Origin of the sequence: Bradyrhizobium genosp. A (assembly GCF_049949275.1) — a bacterium.
GTDB lineage: Bacteria > Pseudomonadota > Alphaproteobacteria > Rhizobiales > Xanthobacteraceae > Bradyrhizobium.
Window position 1 is genome coordinate 1,347,258 of the sequence record NZ_CP188196.1, and the last position, 16,141, is coordinate 1,363,398.

Annotated in this window: 15 protein-coding genes; 5 read left to right on the plus strand and 10 right to left on the minus strand. The window is 64.5% G+C overall.

Annotation, left to right across the window (positions count from 1 at the left end):
- The first annotated feature begins 115 nt into the window (after positions 1-115).
- The gene (locus ACP2YP_RS06150; RefSeq protein WP_426423001.1) at positions 116-1,120 is read left to right on the plus strand and encodes a TorF family putative porin; all 1,005 of its coding nucleotides are present in this window, start codon (positions 116-118) and stop codon (positions 1,118-1,120) included.
- A gap of 315 nt (positions 1,121-1,435) precedes the next feature.
- Here the strand turns inward: ACP2YP_RS06150 and ACP2YP_RS06155 are convergent, their stop codons facing one another.
- Positions 1,436-3,199, minus strand: a complete 1,764-nt coding sequence (locus ACP2YP_RS06155; RefSeq protein ID WP_426423002.1) for an ABC transporter ATP-binding protein/permease — start codon at positions 3,197-3,199, stop codon at positions 1,436-1,438.
- 303 nt (positions 3,200-3,502) lie between these two features.
- Here ACP2YP_RS06155 and ACP2YP_RS06160 point away from each other — a divergent pair, with 303 nt between their 5' ends.
- Together ACP2YP_RS06160 and ACP2YP_RS06165 are read left to right on the plus strand one after the other, a co-directional pair.
- Positions 3,503-5,167, plus strand: a complete 1,665-nt coding sequence (locus ACP2YP_RS06160) for an L-lactate permease (RefSeq protein WP_426423003.1) — start codon at positions 3,503-3,505, stop codon at positions 5,165-5,167.
- Positions 5,168-5,301: 134 nt separating this feature from the next.
- Positions 5,302-5,700 (plus strand): META domain-containing protein, encoded by a 399-nt coding sequence (locus ACP2YP_RS06165; RefSeq protein ID WP_426423004.1) that lies wholly within the window; start codon positions 5,302-5,304, stop codon positions 5,698-5,700.
- A 115-nt stretch (positions 5,701-5,815) separates the two neighbouring features.
- On the opposite strand, the gene ACP2YP_RS06170 is transcribed toward ACP2YP_RS06165, so the two are convergent.
- The 3 genes from ACP2YP_RS06170 to ACP2YP_RS06180 form a co-directional block, all read right to left on the minus strand.
- A complete protein-coding gene (locus ACP2YP_RS06170) occupies positions 5,816-7,027 on the minus strand; it encodes a hypothetical protein (RefSeq protein WP_426423005.1) in 1,212 nt (403 codons plus the stop codon).
- Positions 7,028-7,168: 141 nt separating this feature from the next.
- Positions 7,169-8,788, minus strand: a complete 1,620-nt coding sequence (gene groL, locus ACP2YP_RS06175) for a chaperonin GroEL (RefSeq protein ID WP_426423006.1) — start codon at positions 8,786-8,788, stop codon at positions 7,169-7,171.
- Between the two features lie 117 nt (positions 8,789-8,905).
- Positions 8,906-9,202, minus strand: coding sequence for a co-chaperone GroES (locus ACP2YP_RS06180; RefSeq protein WP_157328560.1), 297 nt, complete (start codon positions 9,200-9,202; stop codon positions 8,906-8,908).
- 318 nt (positions 9,203-9,520) lie between these two features.
- On the opposite strand from ACP2YP_RS06180, the gene ACP2YP_RS06185 reads away from it, so the two are divergent.
- On the plus strand, positions 9,521-10,042 hold the full coding sequence (locus ACP2YP_RS06185; protein ID WP_426423007.1) for a hypothetical protein: 522 nt from the start codon (positions 9,521-9,523) through the stop codon (positions 10,040-10,042).
- Between the two features lie 167 nt (positions 10,043-10,209).
- Here ACP2YP_RS06185 and ACP2YP_RS06190 read toward each other — a convergent pair whose 3' ends face one another.
- The gene (locus tag ACP2YP_RS06190; RefSeq protein WP_426423008.1) at positions 10,210-10,989 is read right to left on the minus strand and encodes a protein phosphatase CheZ; all 780 of its coding nucleotides are present in this window, start codon (positions 10,987-10,989) and stop codon (positions 10,210-10,212) included.
- A gap of 60 nt (positions 10,990-11,049) precedes the next feature.
- Positions 11,050-11,310, minus strand: coding sequence for a hypothetical protein (locus ACP2YP_RS06195; protein WP_426423009.1), 261 nt, complete (start codon positions 11,308-11,310; stop codon positions 11,050-11,052).
- Here ACP2YP_RS06195 and ACP2YP_RS06200 point away from each other — a divergent pair.
- The gene (locus ACP2YP_RS06200) at positions 11,303-12,112 is read left to right on the plus strand and encodes a L,D-transpeptidase (RefSeq protein ID WP_426423011.1); all 810 of its coding nucleotides are present in this window, start codon (positions 11,303-11,305) and stop codon (positions 12,110-12,112) included. The genes ACP2YP_RS06195 and ACP2YP_RS06200 overlap by 8 nt on opposite strands.
- A gap of 99 nt (positions 12,113-12,211) precedes the next feature.
- On the opposite strand, the gene ACP2YP_RS06205 is transcribed toward ACP2YP_RS06200, so the two are convergent.
- The 4 genes from ACP2YP_RS06205 to hisG form a co-directional block, all read right to left on the minus strand.
- Entirely contained in the window at positions 12,212-13,063 is an 852-nt protein-coding gene (locus tag ACP2YP_RS06205) for a DUF2076 domain-containing protein (RefSeq protein ID WP_426423012.1), read from the minus strand.
- 124 nt (positions 13,064-13,187) lie between these two features.
- Positions 13,188-14,033: a ChbG/HpnK family deacetylase gene (locus tag ACP2YP_RS06210; protein WP_426423014.1), complete on the minus strand. Its 846-nt coding sequence runs from the start codon at positions 14,031-14,033 to the stop codon at positions 13,188-13,190.
- Positions 14,030-15,076 (minus strand): glycosyltransferase family 2 protein, encoded by a 1,047-nt coding sequence (locus tag ACP2YP_RS06215; RefSeq protein WP_426423016.1) that lies wholly within the window; start codon positions 15,074-15,076, stop codon positions 14,030-14,032. Before ACP2YP_RS06215 ends, ACP2YP_RS06210 begins: the two co-directional genes overlap by 4 nt.
- An 86-nt stretch (positions 15,077-15,162) precedes the next feature.
- A complete protein-coding gene (gene hisG, locus ACP2YP_RS06220) occupies positions 15,163-16,140 on the minus strand; it encodes an ATP phosphoribosyltransferase (protein ID WP_426423017.1) in 978 nt (325 codons plus the stop codon).
- Between the last annotated feature and the right edge of the window lies 1 nt (position 16,141).

Sequence of the window (16,141 nt, forward strand, 5' to 3'; positions counted from 1 at the left end):
CTCGCTTTACGTCCCTCCCGTCAGATTGCCGCTGTAACGCAATTTTGCAGACAGGTCGTACGCTCCGGGGGGCTTCCGGGAATCCGACTGAGTAGAACTGGTGATGGGGATCGAAATGAAAAAAGTGACTTTGTTGGCAACGGCGCTGGCAATGGTGACGGGTTCGGCTTTCGCGGCGGACATGCCCTTGAAGGCTCTGAAGGCTCCTCCGGCGCCTGCGTTTGATCCCTGGGACATCGCCTTCGGCGGCGCGATCATGAGCGACTACATCTTCCGCGGCGTGACCCAGTCGAACCACAAACCGTCGGTCGCCGCCTATTTCGAGCCGCGCTACAACATCAACAAAGACCTCCAGCTCTATGTCGGCGTGTCCGCCGAGAGCATCTCCTTCGCCAACCGCGCTGCCGCCGAGGTCGACGTCTACGGCGGTATCCGCCCGACCTTCGGCGCTTTCGCATTCGACATCGGCGTCTGGGGCTACCTGTATCCGGGTGGAAGCTGCGCCGACAACACGCTCACGGGCGGCGTTCCCGGCGGCGGCGTGTGCCCCGTCAGCACCACGACCATCTTCCTTGCCGACGGCAACGTCATGAAGAAGGACGTCAGCTTCTTCGAAGTCTACGGCAAGGTGAACTACACCATCAACGACAGCTGGACGGTCGGCGCGACCGAGTACTATTCGCCGAACTTCCTCAATTCGGGTGCCTGGGGCAACTACGCTTCGTTGACTGCCAAGTACACGGCGCCCAGCACGGCCTTCGGTACCTCGGGCGTCGGCATGTACGTGTCGGGTGAGTTCGGCCGGCAGTGGTTCGGCACCTCGGACGCCTTCTACGGCACCGGTGTCGGCACCGTGTTCGCCAACGGTATCCCCTACAAGGACTACAACACCTGGAACATCGGCATCGGCTTCACCTACAAGGTGTTCACGCTGGATCTGCGTTACTCCGACACCGACCTGAACAAGGGTGATTGCAACGCCTTCACCAGCGCGTTCAACGCCACTGGCACCACCAACGTCACCGCGATCAACCCGGGCGGCGCTGGCTCCAACTGGTGCGGCGCGGCCGGCATTGCCAAGCTGTCCTTCGACCTGACGGCGATGAGCAACCTGAAGTAAGTTTTGTCCCGAGACGACTGAAGAGGGCGGCAGAGCAATCTGCCGCCCTTTTGTTTTGGAGGCGAATAGCTGCGGGGAGTTGGCCCTTGATGGCTTGGGTTCGGCTGGTCGTCCCATCGCCCACCTCTCCCCAACGGGGAGAGGTCGGATTGCACTTGGCGACGCGAAGCGTCGACCAGTGCAATCCGGGTGAGGGGCCGCAGCGCCAAATGAGACCATAAGCCCTCACCGGATCGCATCTTCGATGCGCTCCGACCTCTCCCTACGGGAGAGGTGAGCTGCGTCCCTGGCTCCGTCCTTTCCTCAAATCGAGGGTCAGTGCGCCGCGCTCGGCTCCGGCTCGGCCGGCGCACTGTCGTTGCCCAGCACGTGGATCGCGCCGTCCTTCACCATCGCCACCTTGCGGGTGTGGAAGGCGTCGAGCGTCGAGCGGTGGCCGATCGAGACGATGGTGGCCTGCGGCAGCTTCTCCGCCAGCAGCCGGTACAGCCGCGCCTCGGACGGCTCGTCGAGCGAGGCGGTGGCCTCGTCGAGGAAGAGATAGTCCGGCCCATGCAGCAGCGCGCGGGCGAGCCCCAGGCGCTGCTGCTCGCCGAGCGACAGCATCCGGTTCCAGTGGCCGTCCTCGTTGAGCCGTTCGGCGAGGTCCGGCAGGCCGACGGCGATCACCGCGTCGCGGATCTGGGTTGCCTGGAATGCGCCGGGTGCTGCGGGATAGATCACGGCATCACCCAGTGCGCCGACCGGGAAATAGGGTCGTTGCGGCAGCATCATCAGCTTCGCCTGCGCGGGGATGGCGATGGTGCCGGTGCCGAACGGCCAGATGCCTGCGATGGCGCGGAACAGGGTCGACTTGCCGGAGCCCGACGGCCCGGTCACGAGCACGCGCTCCGGCGCCTGGATGGCGAAGCCGTCGGCTGCGACCAGCGGCGTGCCGTTGGGGAGATACACGCAGAGCTTTTCGAGGTCGATCTTGCGGCTGCCGCCCGCCGCCTTGAGCTCGATCGTCGCCTCATGCGCCGGCAGGTTTGCTGCCGTCTCGACCGACATCTCGAAGCCGTCGAGGCGCGCAACGATCGCGCGCCATTCCGCGATCGATCGATAGGCCGTGACGAAGAAGGACAGTGCATCCTGCACCTGGCCAAAGGCCGAGCCGGTCTGCATCATGTCGCCGAGCTGGATGCTCTTGGCGAAGTAGGCCGGCGCGACCACCACATAGGGAAAGATCGTCGCAGCCTGAGCGTAGCTCGCCGTGAAGGCGGTCAGGCGCTTGGTCCGGCTCATGATCGCATACCAGTTGCCGATGACGTAGCCGAAGCGATGGAGGAGATGACCTCGCTCCGCGCTCTCTCCTTTCAGGAGTGCAATCTGTTCGGAATTTTCGCGCACGCGGATCAGGTTGAAGCGGAAGTCGGCCTCGTAGCGCTGCTTCTCGAAATAAAGATTGATGAGCGGCGCGCCGATCCAGTGCGTCAGTGCCGTACCCAGGAACGCGTAGGCCAGCGCGCACCAGACCAGGAAACCCGGGATGACGATATCGGTCCCGTAAAGGTGCAGGGGCGCTCTGTTGGACAGACCCCAGAGGATGACGATGAACGACGCCAGCGTCACGATGGACGACAGCAGGCCGAGACCGAGGACGAGCGTTTGATCGACGAAGTTCGTGACGTCCTCGGTGAGACGCTGGTCCGGGTTATCGGCGGCGTCGCCCTTCAGCTGCATGCGGTAATGCGTGGCGCCGTCGAGCCATTCGCCGAGATAGTGTTGCGTCAACCATCGCCGCCAGCGGATCTGCAGCCACTGGTTCAGGTAAAGCTTGTAAACGGCCAGCGCGACGTAGGTGAAGGCAAGGCCGAGGAAGATCCAGACCTGCATGACAAACTCATTCAGATCGTAGGCCTGGAGTGCGCTGTAGAACCGGTTCTGCCACTGATTGAGCAGCACATTGATCGCGACGAGCGTCAGCTCCATTGCGACGACGACGCCGAGCAGGCCGCGGCCGGCCCATTTGTCCTCCGATCGGAAATACGGGCCGGCGATTCGCCAGACGGTCGCGAGCGTGGCGCTGATGTTCTTCACAGAGCGGGGTCTCCTGAGGGGATGTGCACAACGGCCTGAAGCCAATGGCTGAGGTCACGGCGGAAATCGGGTGCGCTTAGACTAAAGTCGCAAGTTCTGCAATTTGCGTTGGCTTGTCGCGGCTTGCAACCCTAGCATGGGCACAACGGCGTGGGGTGGGGGCCTCCAGGACTTCGCGGGCTTGTGAGCGGGACGGGAACCGCGGAATTCGCGTCCTGAGCAGGGGTTATCGCCTCCAGCGTCAAGCAGGTTCGGCTGTCCACGCGGGCCGCCTGCCGCACACATGCGTGGGGGAGGAAGACCATGTGGAATCAAATCTATGATCCGCTGCACAGCCCCGTGCTGTCGACGATCGCGGCGGCGATACCCGTCGTCACGCTGCTGGTCCTGATCGCGAGCGGGCGCGTTCAGGCTCACATCGCAGCTATCGTCGCCGTGATCGTGACCAACCTGATCACGATTTTCGTTTTCACCATGCCGGTGAACATGTCGATCCGCGCCTCGATTCTCGGCATCGTGACCGGCTTCTTTCCGATCGGCTGGATCGTGCTCAACGTCATCTTCCTCTACCAGGTGACGGTGACGACCGGGCGGTTCGAACTCTTGAAGCGCGCGGTCGGCGGCGTCACCGAGGACCGGCGGCTGCAATTGCTGCTGATCGCCTTCTCCTTCGGCGCCTTCTTCGAGGGCGCCTCGGGCTTCGGCACGCCGGTGGCGATCACCGGCGCCGTGCTGATCGGCCTCGGCTTCTCGCCGCTTGCGGCCTCCGGCCTGTCGCTGATCGCCAACACCGCACCTGTCGCCTTCGGCGCGCTGGGCACGCCGATCCAGGGCCTCGCCTCCGTCACCGGGCTCGATCCTTACATCCTCGGCGCGATGGTTGGACGGCAATTGCCGCTGTTCTCTCTGATCGTGCCGTTCTGGGTGGTGTGCGCGTTCGCGGGCTGGAAGGGCATGAAGGACGTTTGGCCGGCGATCCTCGTCACCGGCGTGTCGTTCGCGGTCCCGCAATTCGTGATCTCGAACTTCGTCAATCCCTGGATCGTCGACATCGGTGCGTCGCTGATCTCGATGGGCGCGCTGATTCTGTTTCTGAAGGTCTGGCAGCCGAAGCAGCTCTGGCTGTCGCCGGCGCTGCGTGGACATGACGAATCGGCGGCAACGATGGCGACCGCAAAGCCGCTCGACAGGACGCCACTGACGCAGAGCGAGCTCTTCAGCGCGTTGTTGCCGTGGATCATCGTTTGCGTCGTGATGCTGATCTGGGGCAACGGTGCCTTCAAAACCTGGGCGAACGGGATCTTCACCTGGAACTACGCCGTTCCCGAGCTGCATCAGATGATCAACAAGATGCCGCCGGTCGCGCCGGTGCCGACCAAGGAAGCGGCGGTGTTCGGCTTCACCTATCTGTCCTTCACCGGCACGGGAATGTTGATTGCGGCGATCATCTCCGGCTTCCTGATGGGCGTTGGTCCCGGCAGGCTGCTGGTTGAATATGGCCGCACCATCCGGCTGTGTGCGATCTCGCTGATCACGATCTCGGCGATGCTCGCGATCGGCACGCTGACGCGCCTCTCCGGCGTCGACGCGACGCTGGGTCTCGCCTTTGCCGCAACCGGCGTGCTCTATCCCTTCTTCGGCACGCTGCTCGGCTGGTTGGGCGTGGCGCTGACCGGATCGGATACGTCGTCGAACATCCTGTTCGGCAATCTCCAGAAGATCACCTCCCAGCAGCTCGGCCTGTCGCCGATCCTGATGGCGGCGGCGAACTCGTCCGGCGGCGTGATGGGCAAGATGATCGACGCGCAATCGATCGTCGTCGCCTCCACCGCGACCAATTGGTACGGCCACGAGGGCACGATCCTGCGCTTCGTGTTCTGGCACTCGATCGTGCTGGCCTGCCTCGTCGGTGTGTTTGTGACGTTGCAAGCCTATGTCTATCCATTCACGGCCCTCGTCCTGAAGTAGCAGGCGACGTCCGGCTCCGACGCAAAACCCCGCGGGATCGTCCCGCGGGGTTTTTGTGTGTTGAATCGACGAACCTTCTCAAAGGCTTCGTTGTCTTATAGAAGACCCGGCAAATCGGTCGGTCGAGAGGTCTCATGGTATCGTTGAAGCAGATGGTGTGCGCGGCGGCTGCGTTGCTCGTGATGTCCGCCGTTGCGCGTGCGGAAGAGGGCTTTCCTTTCGGCACCGAGATGACGCTGGAGGCCGTGCCGCAGCCAGGCTCGAAGCGAATCCCGAACCTCGAGATCGGCGACAATGGCGAGGTCGTGCTCGAGCTCTGGTGCAAGGGCGGCAAGGGCCAGTTCTCGGTGGCCGGCAACACCGTGATTTTCGTCGCCGGCGCAATTCAGGATCGTTCCTGCCCGCCGGCCAAAGCCCAGGCTGACGACGATCTCGTCGCAGCGCTCGCCAGCGTCGAGACCTGGAAGCGTCAGGGCGACGTGCTCACGCTGGTCGGCCCGAAGCCACTGCGGTTTCGCACCAACGGGAATTAGCGGTTACGTCATTCCAGGGCGACGCGTCAGCGTCGAACCCGGAATCCATCGCGCCACCGATTTCGTCGATCAATGGATTCCGGGTTCGCGCTTCGCGCGCCCCGGAATGACTACGTCACTTCCACACCGACTTGTCGGCGTCCCAGCGCTGGCCCTTCAGCTCCTTGGCGAGCGCCTCGATCGAGCCGTTGTCGTCGGGCTGGTCGCCTTCCTCGTCGGCCGCAGCCTCATCCGATAGGTTGAGCTTCGCGCCGCTGCTCTCGTCGGCGGTGGTGGTCGAGGGGCTGCCGATCCAGACGATCAGTCTGTCGGTCGTCCCCGGCTTGTCGGCGGAGACGAGGCCCGAGACCTCGATCGTATCGGTGAGCTCGAGCTCCGGGAAATCCTGGTTCGGCCGCTTGAAGACGAGCTTGAGCTTGCCGGTGGCGGCGTTGAAGCTCTGCGCGGCTGGCTTGGCCGCGAGCGTCTTGCTCAGCACGCCGGCAATCGCAGCGGCGAGCTTGTCGCGGTTGATCTTGTCGCCGTCGCGCCAGTCGGCGGCTCCGATGCGGATGGTGCGGTCCATCTCGGCGAGCCCTGCGGTCCAGCCAGCGGCCGTGACACCCGGCATTCCCTTGAATTTCGCGAGCAGCGCGGCCGCGCGCTCCGGATCGACCGACATGTTGATGGTCTGCTCGCCGGCGCGCAGCGCGTCGCAGCCGACGGTGAGACTTGCCAGCGTCACCTCGACGTCCTGGCCCTTGAGGCTCTTCAGGAAGTCGGTCGCGTTCTCCAGCTTGACCTTGACCGCAATCGCCTCCGGCGAGACTTCGGTGAAGTCCTTTGGCTGGGGTGTGATGCCGTCGTCGGTGGTCTGGTTGTCCAGAAATTCCTTCTCGCTGAGATCGGCATTGTCGGGCGAGGTCACCTCGGTCACGGTCTGGCCGATGCCGATCTGGCCGCGGAACTCGAAGGTGTCGCCGGTCGGCTTGCGCGTGAGCTTGACCGTAACAGGCGCCTTTGCGCCGAGGCTCGAGGTCGTGCCGGTCAGCGTCTGGCCTGAGATCTGGAGATTGACGACGAAGCGGTCCTTGCGGTCGGAGTTCTTGGCGACGGGGTAGCAGACGTCGAGCACCGCCGCGGTGACCGTCTTGCCCTGCCGCGTCTCCTTCAGGATCACGTCGGCATTGCCGTCCATCAGCCCGTCGATCGAGGTGAAATAGCGCGTCTCCATGCCGCCGGGAGCTGTGGCCTTCGGCGACAGCTTCATCTGGGCCGAGGCGACCTCGGGCGGAACTGCAAGCAGGATCGCCAAAACGGCGGTGGAGCAGATCAGAAGCGCGCGCATTGACGAAATCCTCGATCGAAAGAATCGGCGCCACCGTAGTGGGTTTTGGCCGCCGGTTGAATCGGAAAGCGTGAGGCATGATCGGCAAAAAAGAAGGCCGCCCGGAGGCGGCCTTCGCAACACTGTCAGGTGAGGATGAGCTTAGAAGCCGCCCATGCCGCCGCCGGCCGACGCTTCCTTCTTCGGTGCTTCGGCGACCATGGCTTCGGTGGTGACCAGGAGGCCGGCCACGGACGAGGCGTCCTGGAGCGCGGCGCGCACCACCTTGGCGGGATCGATGATGCCCTTCTCGATCATGTCGACATACTCTTCGGTCTGGGCGTCGAAGCCGAAGGTCTCGGACTTGTTCTCGAGGATCTTGCCGACCACGATCGAGCCTTCCACGCCGGCATTCTCCGAGATCTGGCGGATCGGAGCTTCCAGCGCCTTCAGCACGATGTTGATGCCGGCCTGCACGTCGGCATTGGCGTTGGTGAGACGACCGACCGCCTTCTTGGCGCGCAGCAGCGTCACGCCGCCGCCGGGGACGATGCCTTCCTGCACCGCGGCGCGGGTGGCGTTGAGCGCGTCCTCGACGCGGTCCTTCTTTTCCTTGACCTCGATCTCGGTGGCGCCGCCGACGCGAATCACCGCGACGCCGCCGGCGAGCTTGGCGAGACGCTCCTGGAGCTTCTCACGGTCGTAGTCCGAGGTGGTCTCCTCGATCTGGGCCTTGATCTGGCCGACGCGGGCCTCGATCTCCGGCTTCTTGCCGGCGCCCTTGACGATCGTGGTGTTCTCCTTGTCGATCACGACCTTGCCGGCACGACCCAGCATCTTCACCGTGACGTTCTCGAGCTTCATGCCGAGATCTTCGGAGATCAGCTGACCGCCGGTCAGGATCGCGAGGTCTTCCAGCATGGCCTTGCGGCGATCGCCGAAGCCCGGCGCCTTGACGGCGGCGACCTTGAGGCCGCCACGCAGGCGGTTGACGACCAGGGTCGCCAGCGCCTCGCCCTCGACGTCCTCGGCGATGATGACGAGCGGCTTGCCCGACTGCACCACGGCTTCCAGCACCGGCAGCATGGCCTGCAGGCCGGAGAGCTTCTTCTCGTGCAGGAGGATGTAGGCGTCCTCGAGCTCGGCGGTCATCTTCTCGGGGTTGGTGACGAAGTAGGGGCTGAGATAGCCGCGGTCGAACTTCATGCCCTCGACGATGTCGACTTCGGTGTCGAGCGACTTGTTTTCCTCGACGGTGATGACGCCCTCGTTGCCGACCTTCTGCATCGCCTGGGCGATCATCTTGCCGATGGCGGCGTCGCCGTTGGCCGAGATGGTGCCGACCTGGGCGACCTCGGACGAGGCGGCGACCGGCTTGGCGCGCTTCTCGATGTCCTTGACGACGGCGGCGACCGCGATGTCGATGCCGCGCTTGAGGTCCATCGGGTTCATGCCGGCGGCAACCGCCTTGGCGCCTTCGCGCACGATGGCCTGGGCCAGCACGGTCGCGGTGGTGGTGCCGTCGCCGGCGAGGTCGTTGGTCTTGGAGGCGACCTCACGCACCATCTGGGCGCCCATGTTCTCGAACTTGTCCTCGAGCTCGATCTCCTTGGCGACGGTGACGCCGTCCTTGGTGATGCGGGGCGCGCCGAACGACTTCTCGATGAGGACGTTGCGGCCCTTCGGGCCGAGCGTCACCTTGACGGCGTTGGCGAGAATGTCGACGCCGCGCAGCATGCGATCGCGCGCGTCTCCGGAGAATTTGACGTCCTTGGCAGCCATGGTCTGCAATCCCTGTTATGTCGTGATGTGTCTTGTTTTGCGCTGTGCGGTGGAATGATGGATGCCCGGACCTGATGATCCGGGCATGGCATTCAGCGGCCGTTCAGGCGTCTGGCCTTAGGCCATCACGCCCATGATGTCCGACTCCTTCATGATTAGGAGCTCTTCGTTGTCGATCTTGACCTCGGTGCCCGACCACTTGCCGAACAGCACGCGGTCGCCGACCTTGAGGTCGATCGGGATGAGCTTGCCAGCCTCGTCACGGCCGCCGGGGCCGACGGCGACGACTTCGCCCTGGGACGGCTTTTCCTTGGCGGTGTCGGGGATGATGATGCCACCCTTGGACTTTTCCTCGGCGTCGATACGTTTGACCACGACACGGTCATGCAGCGGACGAAATTTGGACTTAGCCATGACGTTTCCCTTTGGAGGCTCGCTTTTCCGAAAGCAGCGGAAGTGGGGTGGGGGCGGCGCTCTGTCCACCCTCTTTCCGAGGATCGAACGGCGCCCTTAGCAATCGGTCTTTTCGAGTGCTAATAGTGCGCAGGGGATATGGCTTGGCTGCGATCCTGTCAAGCAAAGGTGGTTAAGCGATTGGTGAGGCGGATATAGGATGGTGGCACTGGAAACTCGTTCGGAGCGATGGCGTATATCAGGACGTCATTGCTACGGCTGCGGTTTTGCGCTTGGCTGCTGGAGGGATGCGGCCATGGTCTTGTTCGGGGGAATGCCATGATCAGTTCAGCTCACGCGCGCACGGTTGCCAATCTGGCGGTCGCCTCTTGCCTGGCGCTGCTGCTCGGCGCTTGCGGCGGCGGCATGAGCCTGCCGTCCTTCTCCTCGTCCCAGCCGGCGCCCGAGACCGAGCCCGGTGTCGCGCCGGAGATGCCGGCGTCGATCCGCGCCGACGAGATCGTCGGCCGCTGGGGCCTTGCCTCGTTCCAGAACCCGGCCGACCGCGCCCGCACCGAGGCGGCCGCGCGGGCCCAGTGCAAAAATCCCTATGTGATCGGCGCCGGTTCCTCCGGCGGCGTGATCATGCATCTCGCCGACCAGGCCACGCCGCAGGAACTGCGGCTGAAGGGCTCGCCGGGCGGCAAGAACTATATCGGCCCCTCCGGCCCGACACCGGGCGAGCAGGATCGCGAGATCGTCTCCTTCGACGGCCGCGTCATGATCACCCGCTTCGTCGACAAGGACGCCGCCACCCGCTACGGCAACATGGTCTACGTCCGCTGCGCGCCAAGGGCGTAAGGCGGCCTCCGGCCTAACCTCTCGTCATTGCGAGGAGCGCAGCGACGAAGCAATCCAGTCTGTCTCTGCGGAGACGGTCTGGATTGCTTCGCTTCGCTCGCAATGACGAAGGCAACAAAAAACGCCGGCTCGCGCCAGCGTTTTGTTTGTCTCTCTGTCGCGTTCGCCTAGTCGAACAGCGCGTCGATGTCGTCCTGCGAGGCGTGGCCGACGTCGCCGGCGAGCTTCGGGCCGTTGAGCAGCTTGTCGTCCTCGCTGCGGGTGTCGACCGGCGCCGGCACGTGGGACTTGATCGCGTCGACCCCACCCCAGATCTCCATCATCGCATTGATGTGCTGCTCGATGAATTTCATCGTGGTCATGACCTTGCTGATGCGCTGGCCGGTCAGGTCCTGGAAGTTGCAGGCCTCGAAGATCGAGATGACGCGTTCCTGGATGTCGTCGGCGAGCCGCTTCTGCTGATCGATCGAGTCCACCTTGGACATCGCGCTCGCCGCCTGGTCGATCGACTCCGCGGCTTCGAGGATCTGCTGGGTCGCCTGTTCGGTGCCGCCGACGACCGCGCCGAGCTCGCCATTGACCTTGGCCATCTCGCCGCCGTCGAAGCTCTTGCCGTGCAGGGTCGCGATCTCGCGCTTGGTGCGGTCGATGGCGTCGTGGATGAGGTCGAGCTCGACCTTCAGCTTCTCGCACTGCTCGATCTGGGCCCGATAGGTATCGAGCATCGTGCGTGCTTCGGAAAGCTCATGGGCCGTGGAGGCGTCGATCGCTGCCATGGCTGCGCTGCCGGACAAGGGGACGCTGCCCTTCGCCATCTGCGCGCGGATCGCACGCAGCTCCGCCATTATCTCGCTATGCATCGGGCCTGCCTCTTCTGCTACGTCAAGAATTGGCATCTCGCCACCGGCGATGTCCTCGACACGAAAACGCTTGCGGTGAACAGCCATCAGGAACTCCCCCCACCTCACTCACGCGTCTTTGTAGGCGGAAGCAATTTAACACGAGGTTCACAGCAGGAACTGTTCTGCGGCCGCGCGCGACGGCATGCAAAACGGGCGATTAACCATGAGGCTCGCCCCTTCATCGAAAATAAACGCTGATCGCCAAATTGCCCCGCCGCTCGCGACGTGGTGAATCGAAACGCCTGATACGTTTACCAAAAGCAACCGAGTTTGCTCTTTATTGACCACGTCGAGGACGCGGACAGCAAGCCGCGTTCGGCGGCGAATGCAATGAGACGAAACAGTACAGAGTACGTCGATGTTCAAGAAAATGTCTGTCGCGCTGCTCGGCAGCGCTTGCGCCTTCATTGTCGGCGCCGATCGCGCTAGCGCCTTCGACAATACCGTGCCGAACGATCCGCCCGCGGTGCTCTACCAGCCGCAAGTCCCGCCGGCGCCGGTGCGCGTCGCCTCCAATGCCAATATGGGCGGCGGCTTCATCGAGTTCCTGTTCGGCGATGGGCCCGGCCGCGGTCCGGCCTATGCGCCGCAGCAGCCGATCTATCAGCAGCAGCCGGCTTATGCCGATCCGCGCCGCCTGCCGCCGATGGGCGAGCCGCAGGGTGGATATCAGCAAGGCGCGGGTCTCCAGCAGGAGGCGATCGATCCGCGGCAGCGTCCGTTCGATCCGAAATTCGAGAAACAACTTGTTGACTATAGCGGCAAGGAAAGTGCCGGCACGATCGTGGTCGATTCCTCGAACAAGTTTCTCTATCTCGTCGAGGGCAACGGCCGGGCGATGCGTTACGGCATCGGCGTCGGACGCGAAGGCTTCACCTGGAGCGGCGTGAAGTCGATCACGGCCAAGCGCGAATGGCCGGATTGGACGCCACCGGCGGAAATGATCGCCCGCCGTCCCGACTTGCCCAGGCACATGGAAGGCGGCCCGGAAAACCCGCTCGGCGCGCGTGCGATGTATCTCGGCTCCACGCTCTACCGCATCCACGGCTCCAACGAGCCCTGGACCATCGGCACCAACGTCTCCTCCGGCTGCATCCGCATGCGCAACGAGGACGTCATCGACCTCTATGGCCGCGTCAATGTCGGCACCAAGGTCGTGGTGATGTGATGTTTCTTTCAGCCTCTCCCACAAGGGGAGAAGGAAGAAACTCTATGAAAACGGCCGCCATATCGGCGGCCGTTTTTGTTTCGCAGCTATCGCGCAGCCTCATACGGAGTCGCTGCCGCCGTCGTCTCCGCCGCCGAAGTCGCTGTCGTCGGCAATGTCCATATTGCCGTTGTCGTTGTTGTCGTCGTCCTGATCATTGCCGTCGCGATCGTTCGACGCCTGGTCGAACAAGCCTTGGTGGGAATCTTGACGGGACTCCCGGTTCGATCCGATGTCGTTGAGGCCGGCATCGCGGGCGAGCGAGCCGCCGGACTGGTCGCCGCTCCACGGGCTGCCGCCACCGCGCTCCTCGATGATGGTGGTATCGCCGAAAGCCTGATGCGATCCGCCGCCCATCATGCCGCGGAAGCTGGAGAGCAGCAGCGAGCCGCCGACGACGCCGGCCGCCGCAGCTGCCGCCGTGCCGAGGAACGAGCCGCCGCCACCGCCGACCGGCGGGGCGCCGTAGCCTTGCCCAGGTCCTTGCCCGTAGCCTTGCCCTGGTCCTTGGCCGTAAGCCTGCCCATAGGGCGGCTGGCCGTAGCCCGGCTGAGGCTGCTGCATCGTCTGGCCGCTGTTCCAGACCGGCCGCTGCTCGCGCGGCGGCACGTTAGGAACCGAGCCGCGCGAGGAGCCTCCGCCGAACAGCGTGTCGCGCATGGTATCCAGGAAGCCGCCGGACTGGGCCGGCTCGGGCGCATGGGCCGCTTCCAGCTCCTGGATGCGGTTATGGGCGCGCTTCAGCGCCTCGTCCTGCAACAGCGTGGTCTGCACCAGCGCATAGACTGCGCCGGGCGCCTTGCGTAAGCCGTCCGAAATCGCGGCGATCGCGTCGGGATCGCGCGGTGCATTTTCCAGTTTCGAAAGCCGGTCGAAAAGCTCGTCGACGAGCTGGCGTTCCTGCGGCGTCATGGTCTGTCTCCCTCGCGCGAAACAAGCGCAAGCGGGATGTAGGGTTCCATTGTGGCCCCAACAGTGGCGGCCGGATTAAATTTCGGTATGCGACAGACTGCCCGCGGGCTGGCTTTCGCCGGTTTCATCCCAATGTCACGTGGCTGGCCGCGAGCAGCTGCGCGAAGGCGTCGCTCGCGAGATAGGCATGCTCGCGTTCCCTGACATCCGTCATCGGGTCGAGGCCGGTGAGGACCTCGTCGACGAAGCCGGGATGGCACATCACGAGGCCGCCCTCGGGGAGACCTTCCAGGAACTGCCGCATCAGATCGCCGAAATCGACCGCGCGCGTGAAATCATAGGCGCCGGCAAAGGCGGGATTGAACGCAAGTCCGGCGCGCCCCGCGCGGCGGCGGAATTGTGCGCTGAGGACATCGAGCACCATCGCTTTCGGCGACGCTAGCCGTTGTGCCAGTGGCAGGTCGCGCCCGCCCTGGCGCACCCAGGCGTGAGGCGCTGCCTCGCTGACGGCATCGACAAAGCCGTCGCGCACTTGCGGAAACAGCTGCACATGCTGATGGCCGTCGACGAAATCGGGCGTGCGGCCGAAGGCTTCCGCGAAGGCGGCGAGCTGCGCTCTCACCTCGTTGCGAAAGAATTCGCGGTCGAGCCGCCGCAGAAATCCCGCGCGCAGCAGTTTTGGAAAGGCCATGAACATGTCGCCGTCGAGCGGCCGGAAATGCATGGTGAGAGGGCGGAACGGCGCCGACAGCGTCACATGCAATCCGATCGCGCAGCGCGGGCTCGTCTTCGCTGCGGCTTGGAGCATATCGATCTCGTCGCGTTCGATCGCAGGGCCAACCATCATCACCGAGGTGGCGTTGAGGCGGCCGCGCTCGATCAGGTCGCGGATGGCGCGGTTGACGCCCGGGCTGATGCCGTAATCGTCGGCGCAGAGCCAGATCCGCCGCGGCGCTGCCGCCGCGCTCATTCGGCCGCGGTCCTGTTCGATGCGTCGGCGGTCTTGTCGGCCTCAAAATGCTTTTCGCTATGCTCGGCGACGAAGTAGATCGGTCGCGCCTTCAGCTCCGAGAGGATCTTGCCGATATATTCGCCGACGATGCCGATCATGATGAGCTGCACGCCGCCGATCGTCATCAGGCCGATCACGAGCGAGGGATAGCCGGGCACCTGCTTGCCGGTGGTGAAGACCTCCCAGAGGATCGAGAGGCCGAACAGGAAAGCGCCGCCGGCGAGCAACACGCCGAGCAGGCTGGCAAAGCGCAGTGGTGCGACCGAGAACGAAGTCACGCCTTCGATCGACAGACCGAGCAGACGCGCGGCGCTGAAGGTCGTCACGCCATGGATGCGCGGCGCGGGCTCGTAGTCGACGCGGATCTGGCGAAAGCCGATCCAGCTTGCGAGCCCCTTGAAAAAGCGGTTGCGCTCCGGCAGCTGCCTGAGTGCCGCGACCGCGCGCGGCGACAGCAAGCGGAAGTCGCCGGCGTCTTCCGGGATCTTCTGGCGCGCGCCCCAGTTGATCAGCGCGTAGAAGCCGCGCCCGGCGACGCGGCGCAGGAAAGGCTCGTTATCCCGATGCGCCTTGGCGGTATAGATGACGTCATAGCCGTCCTCGATCCAGTGCCGCACAAGCTGCTCGACGAGCGCAGGTGGGTGCTGGCCGTCGCCGTCCATGAACATCACGGCGCCGAGGCGGGCGTGGTCGAGGCCGGCCATCAAGGCCGCCTCCTTGCCGAAATTGCGCGACAGCGACACCACCTGGACGTCGATCGCGTCTGCCGGCAGCGCGCGCGCGACCGACAGGGTCGCATCCGCGCTGCCGTCGTCGACATAAACGACCTCGCAGGCAAGCCAGTAGCGTTGCCGCAAGGTCTTGGCGATATCGCAGATACGCTGGTGCAGCACGGCGAGGCCGGCCGCCTCGTTATAGACGGGGACGACGATCGACAGCCCCTTCGCGGCGGCACTCGCTGCGGTGGTGGTCAGGCCGGAAACGTCAGAGCCCAGTGTCATCGATCAAGGTTCCAGAGGCGTCGAAATCATCTCAACAGCATATGGTAGCTGCTGCTTGCTGTCGCTACGCTGAACGGACCTGAGGCTCACTGCCGCAGGAACGCTTCGAGCTTGGCGAACAGCGGGTTCTCCCGGTCGAACACGTAGTCGAGCGAGACCGCCGAGACCGTCTCGGCGCCATGTTCGCGCAGGAAGCTCGCGAGCGCATAAAGCTGCCCAGGCGGGCAGTGCAGCGTAAGCATGCCCGACGAGGTCGGTCCGCCGAACGGAGCCTCGACGCCGAACCGGCTGTGAGCCTCGGTGAGCAGCGTGGCGTCGCACTGCCGGAAGCGGGTCCGGACCTCGCGGTATTTGTTGGCCCGGGCCCGGGCGGCGATGTGGTCGAGGATGATGCGCGCGGTCTCGCGGGCCTGCGGCGACCAGTCGGCCTCCTTCGAGGCGACCAGATTGGCCTGGCTGCGCAGGATCACGCCGTCGTCGAGCACCCGCAAGCCGTTGGCGGCGAGCGTCGCGCCTGTCGTGGTGATGTCGACGATCAGCTCGGCGCTGCCGGCCGCCGGCGCGCCCTCAGTCGCGCCTGCGCTCTCGACGATGCGGTAATCGGTGATGCCGTGGCTCTGGAAGAAGGCGCGGGTGAGGTTGACGAACTTGGTCGCGACCCGCATCCGCATGTGATGCTGCTCGCGGAAGCCGGTGGTGACGTCGTCGAGATCCGCCATGATGCGGACGTCGATCCAGGCCTGCGGCACCGCGACCACGACGTCGGCATAGCCGAAGCCGAGCCCGTCGATCAGCGATACGTGCTTGTCGGCGTCGGCGATATTCTCGCGCACCAGGTCTTCGCCGGTGACACCGAGATGCGCGAAGCCACGGGCGAGTTGCGATGCGATCTCGCTCGCCGAGAGATAGGCGACCTCGACATTGTCGAGACCCGCAAGCGTGCCGCGATAGTCGCGGGCGCCGCCGGCCTTGGACAGCTTGAGCCCGGCTCGGGCGAAGAAGGCCTCGGTGTTTTCCTGGAGGCGACCCTTGGAGGGAACGGCCAGAACGAATGGCGCGCTCATG

Excerpts from the sequence above, each read along its gene's own strand:
- ACP2YP_RS06150 (WP_426423001.1), top strand. The coding sequence starts at position 116 with ATGAAAAAAGTGACTTTGTTGGCAACGGCGCTGGCAATGGTGACGGGT.
- ACP2YP_RS06160 (WP_426423003.1), top strand. The coding sequence starts at position 3,503 with ATGTGGAATCAAATCTATGATCCGCTGCACAGCCCCGTGCTGTCGACG.
- ACP2YP_RS06165 (WP_426423004.1), top strand. The coding sequence starts at position 5,302 with ATGGTATCGTTGAAGCAGATGGTGTGCGCGGCGGCTGCGTTGCTCGTG.
- ACP2YP_RS06170 (WP_426423005.1), bottom strand. The coding sequence starts at position 7,027 with ATGCGCGCGCTTCTGATCTGCTCCACCGCCGTTTTGGCGATCCTGCTT.
- groL (WP_426423006.1), bottom strand. The coding sequence starts at position 8,788 with ATGGCTGCCAAGGACGTCAAATTCTCCGGAGACGCGCGCGATCGCATG.
- ACP2YP_RS06180 (WP_157328560.1), bottom strand. The coding sequence starts at position 9,202 with ATGGCTAAGTCCAAATTTCGTCCGCTGCATGACCGTGTCGTGGTCAAA.
- ACP2YP_RS06185 (WP_426423007.1), top strand. The coding sequence starts at position 9,521 with ATGATCAGTTCAGCTCACGCGCGCACGGTTGCCAATCTGGCGGTCGCC.
- ACP2YP_RS06190 (WP_426423008.1), bottom strand. The coding sequence starts at position 10,989 with ATGGCTGTTCACCGCAAGCGTTTTCGTGTCGAGGACATCGCCGGTGGC.
- ACP2YP_RS06200 (WP_426423011.1), top strand. The coding sequence starts at position 11,303 with ATGTTCAAGAAAATGTCTGTCGCGCTGCTCGGCAGCGCTTGCGCCTTC.
- ACP2YP_RS06205 (WP_426423012.1), bottom strand. The coding sequence starts at position 13,063 with ATGACGCCGCAGGAACGCCAGCTCGTCGACGAGCTTTTCGACCGGCTT.
- ACP2YP_RS06210 (WP_426423014.1), bottom strand. The coding sequence starts at position 14,033 with ATGAGCGCGGCGGCAGCGCCGCGGCGGATCTGGCTCTGCGCCGACGAT.
- ACP2YP_RS06215 (WP_426423016.1), bottom strand. The coding sequence starts at position 15,076 with ATGACACTGGGCTCTGACGTTTCCGGCCTGACCACCACCGCAGCGAGT.
- hisG (WP_426423017.1), bottom strand. The coding sequence starts at position 16,140 with ATGAGCGCGCCATTCGTTCTGGCCGTTCCCTCCAAGGGTCGCCTCCAG.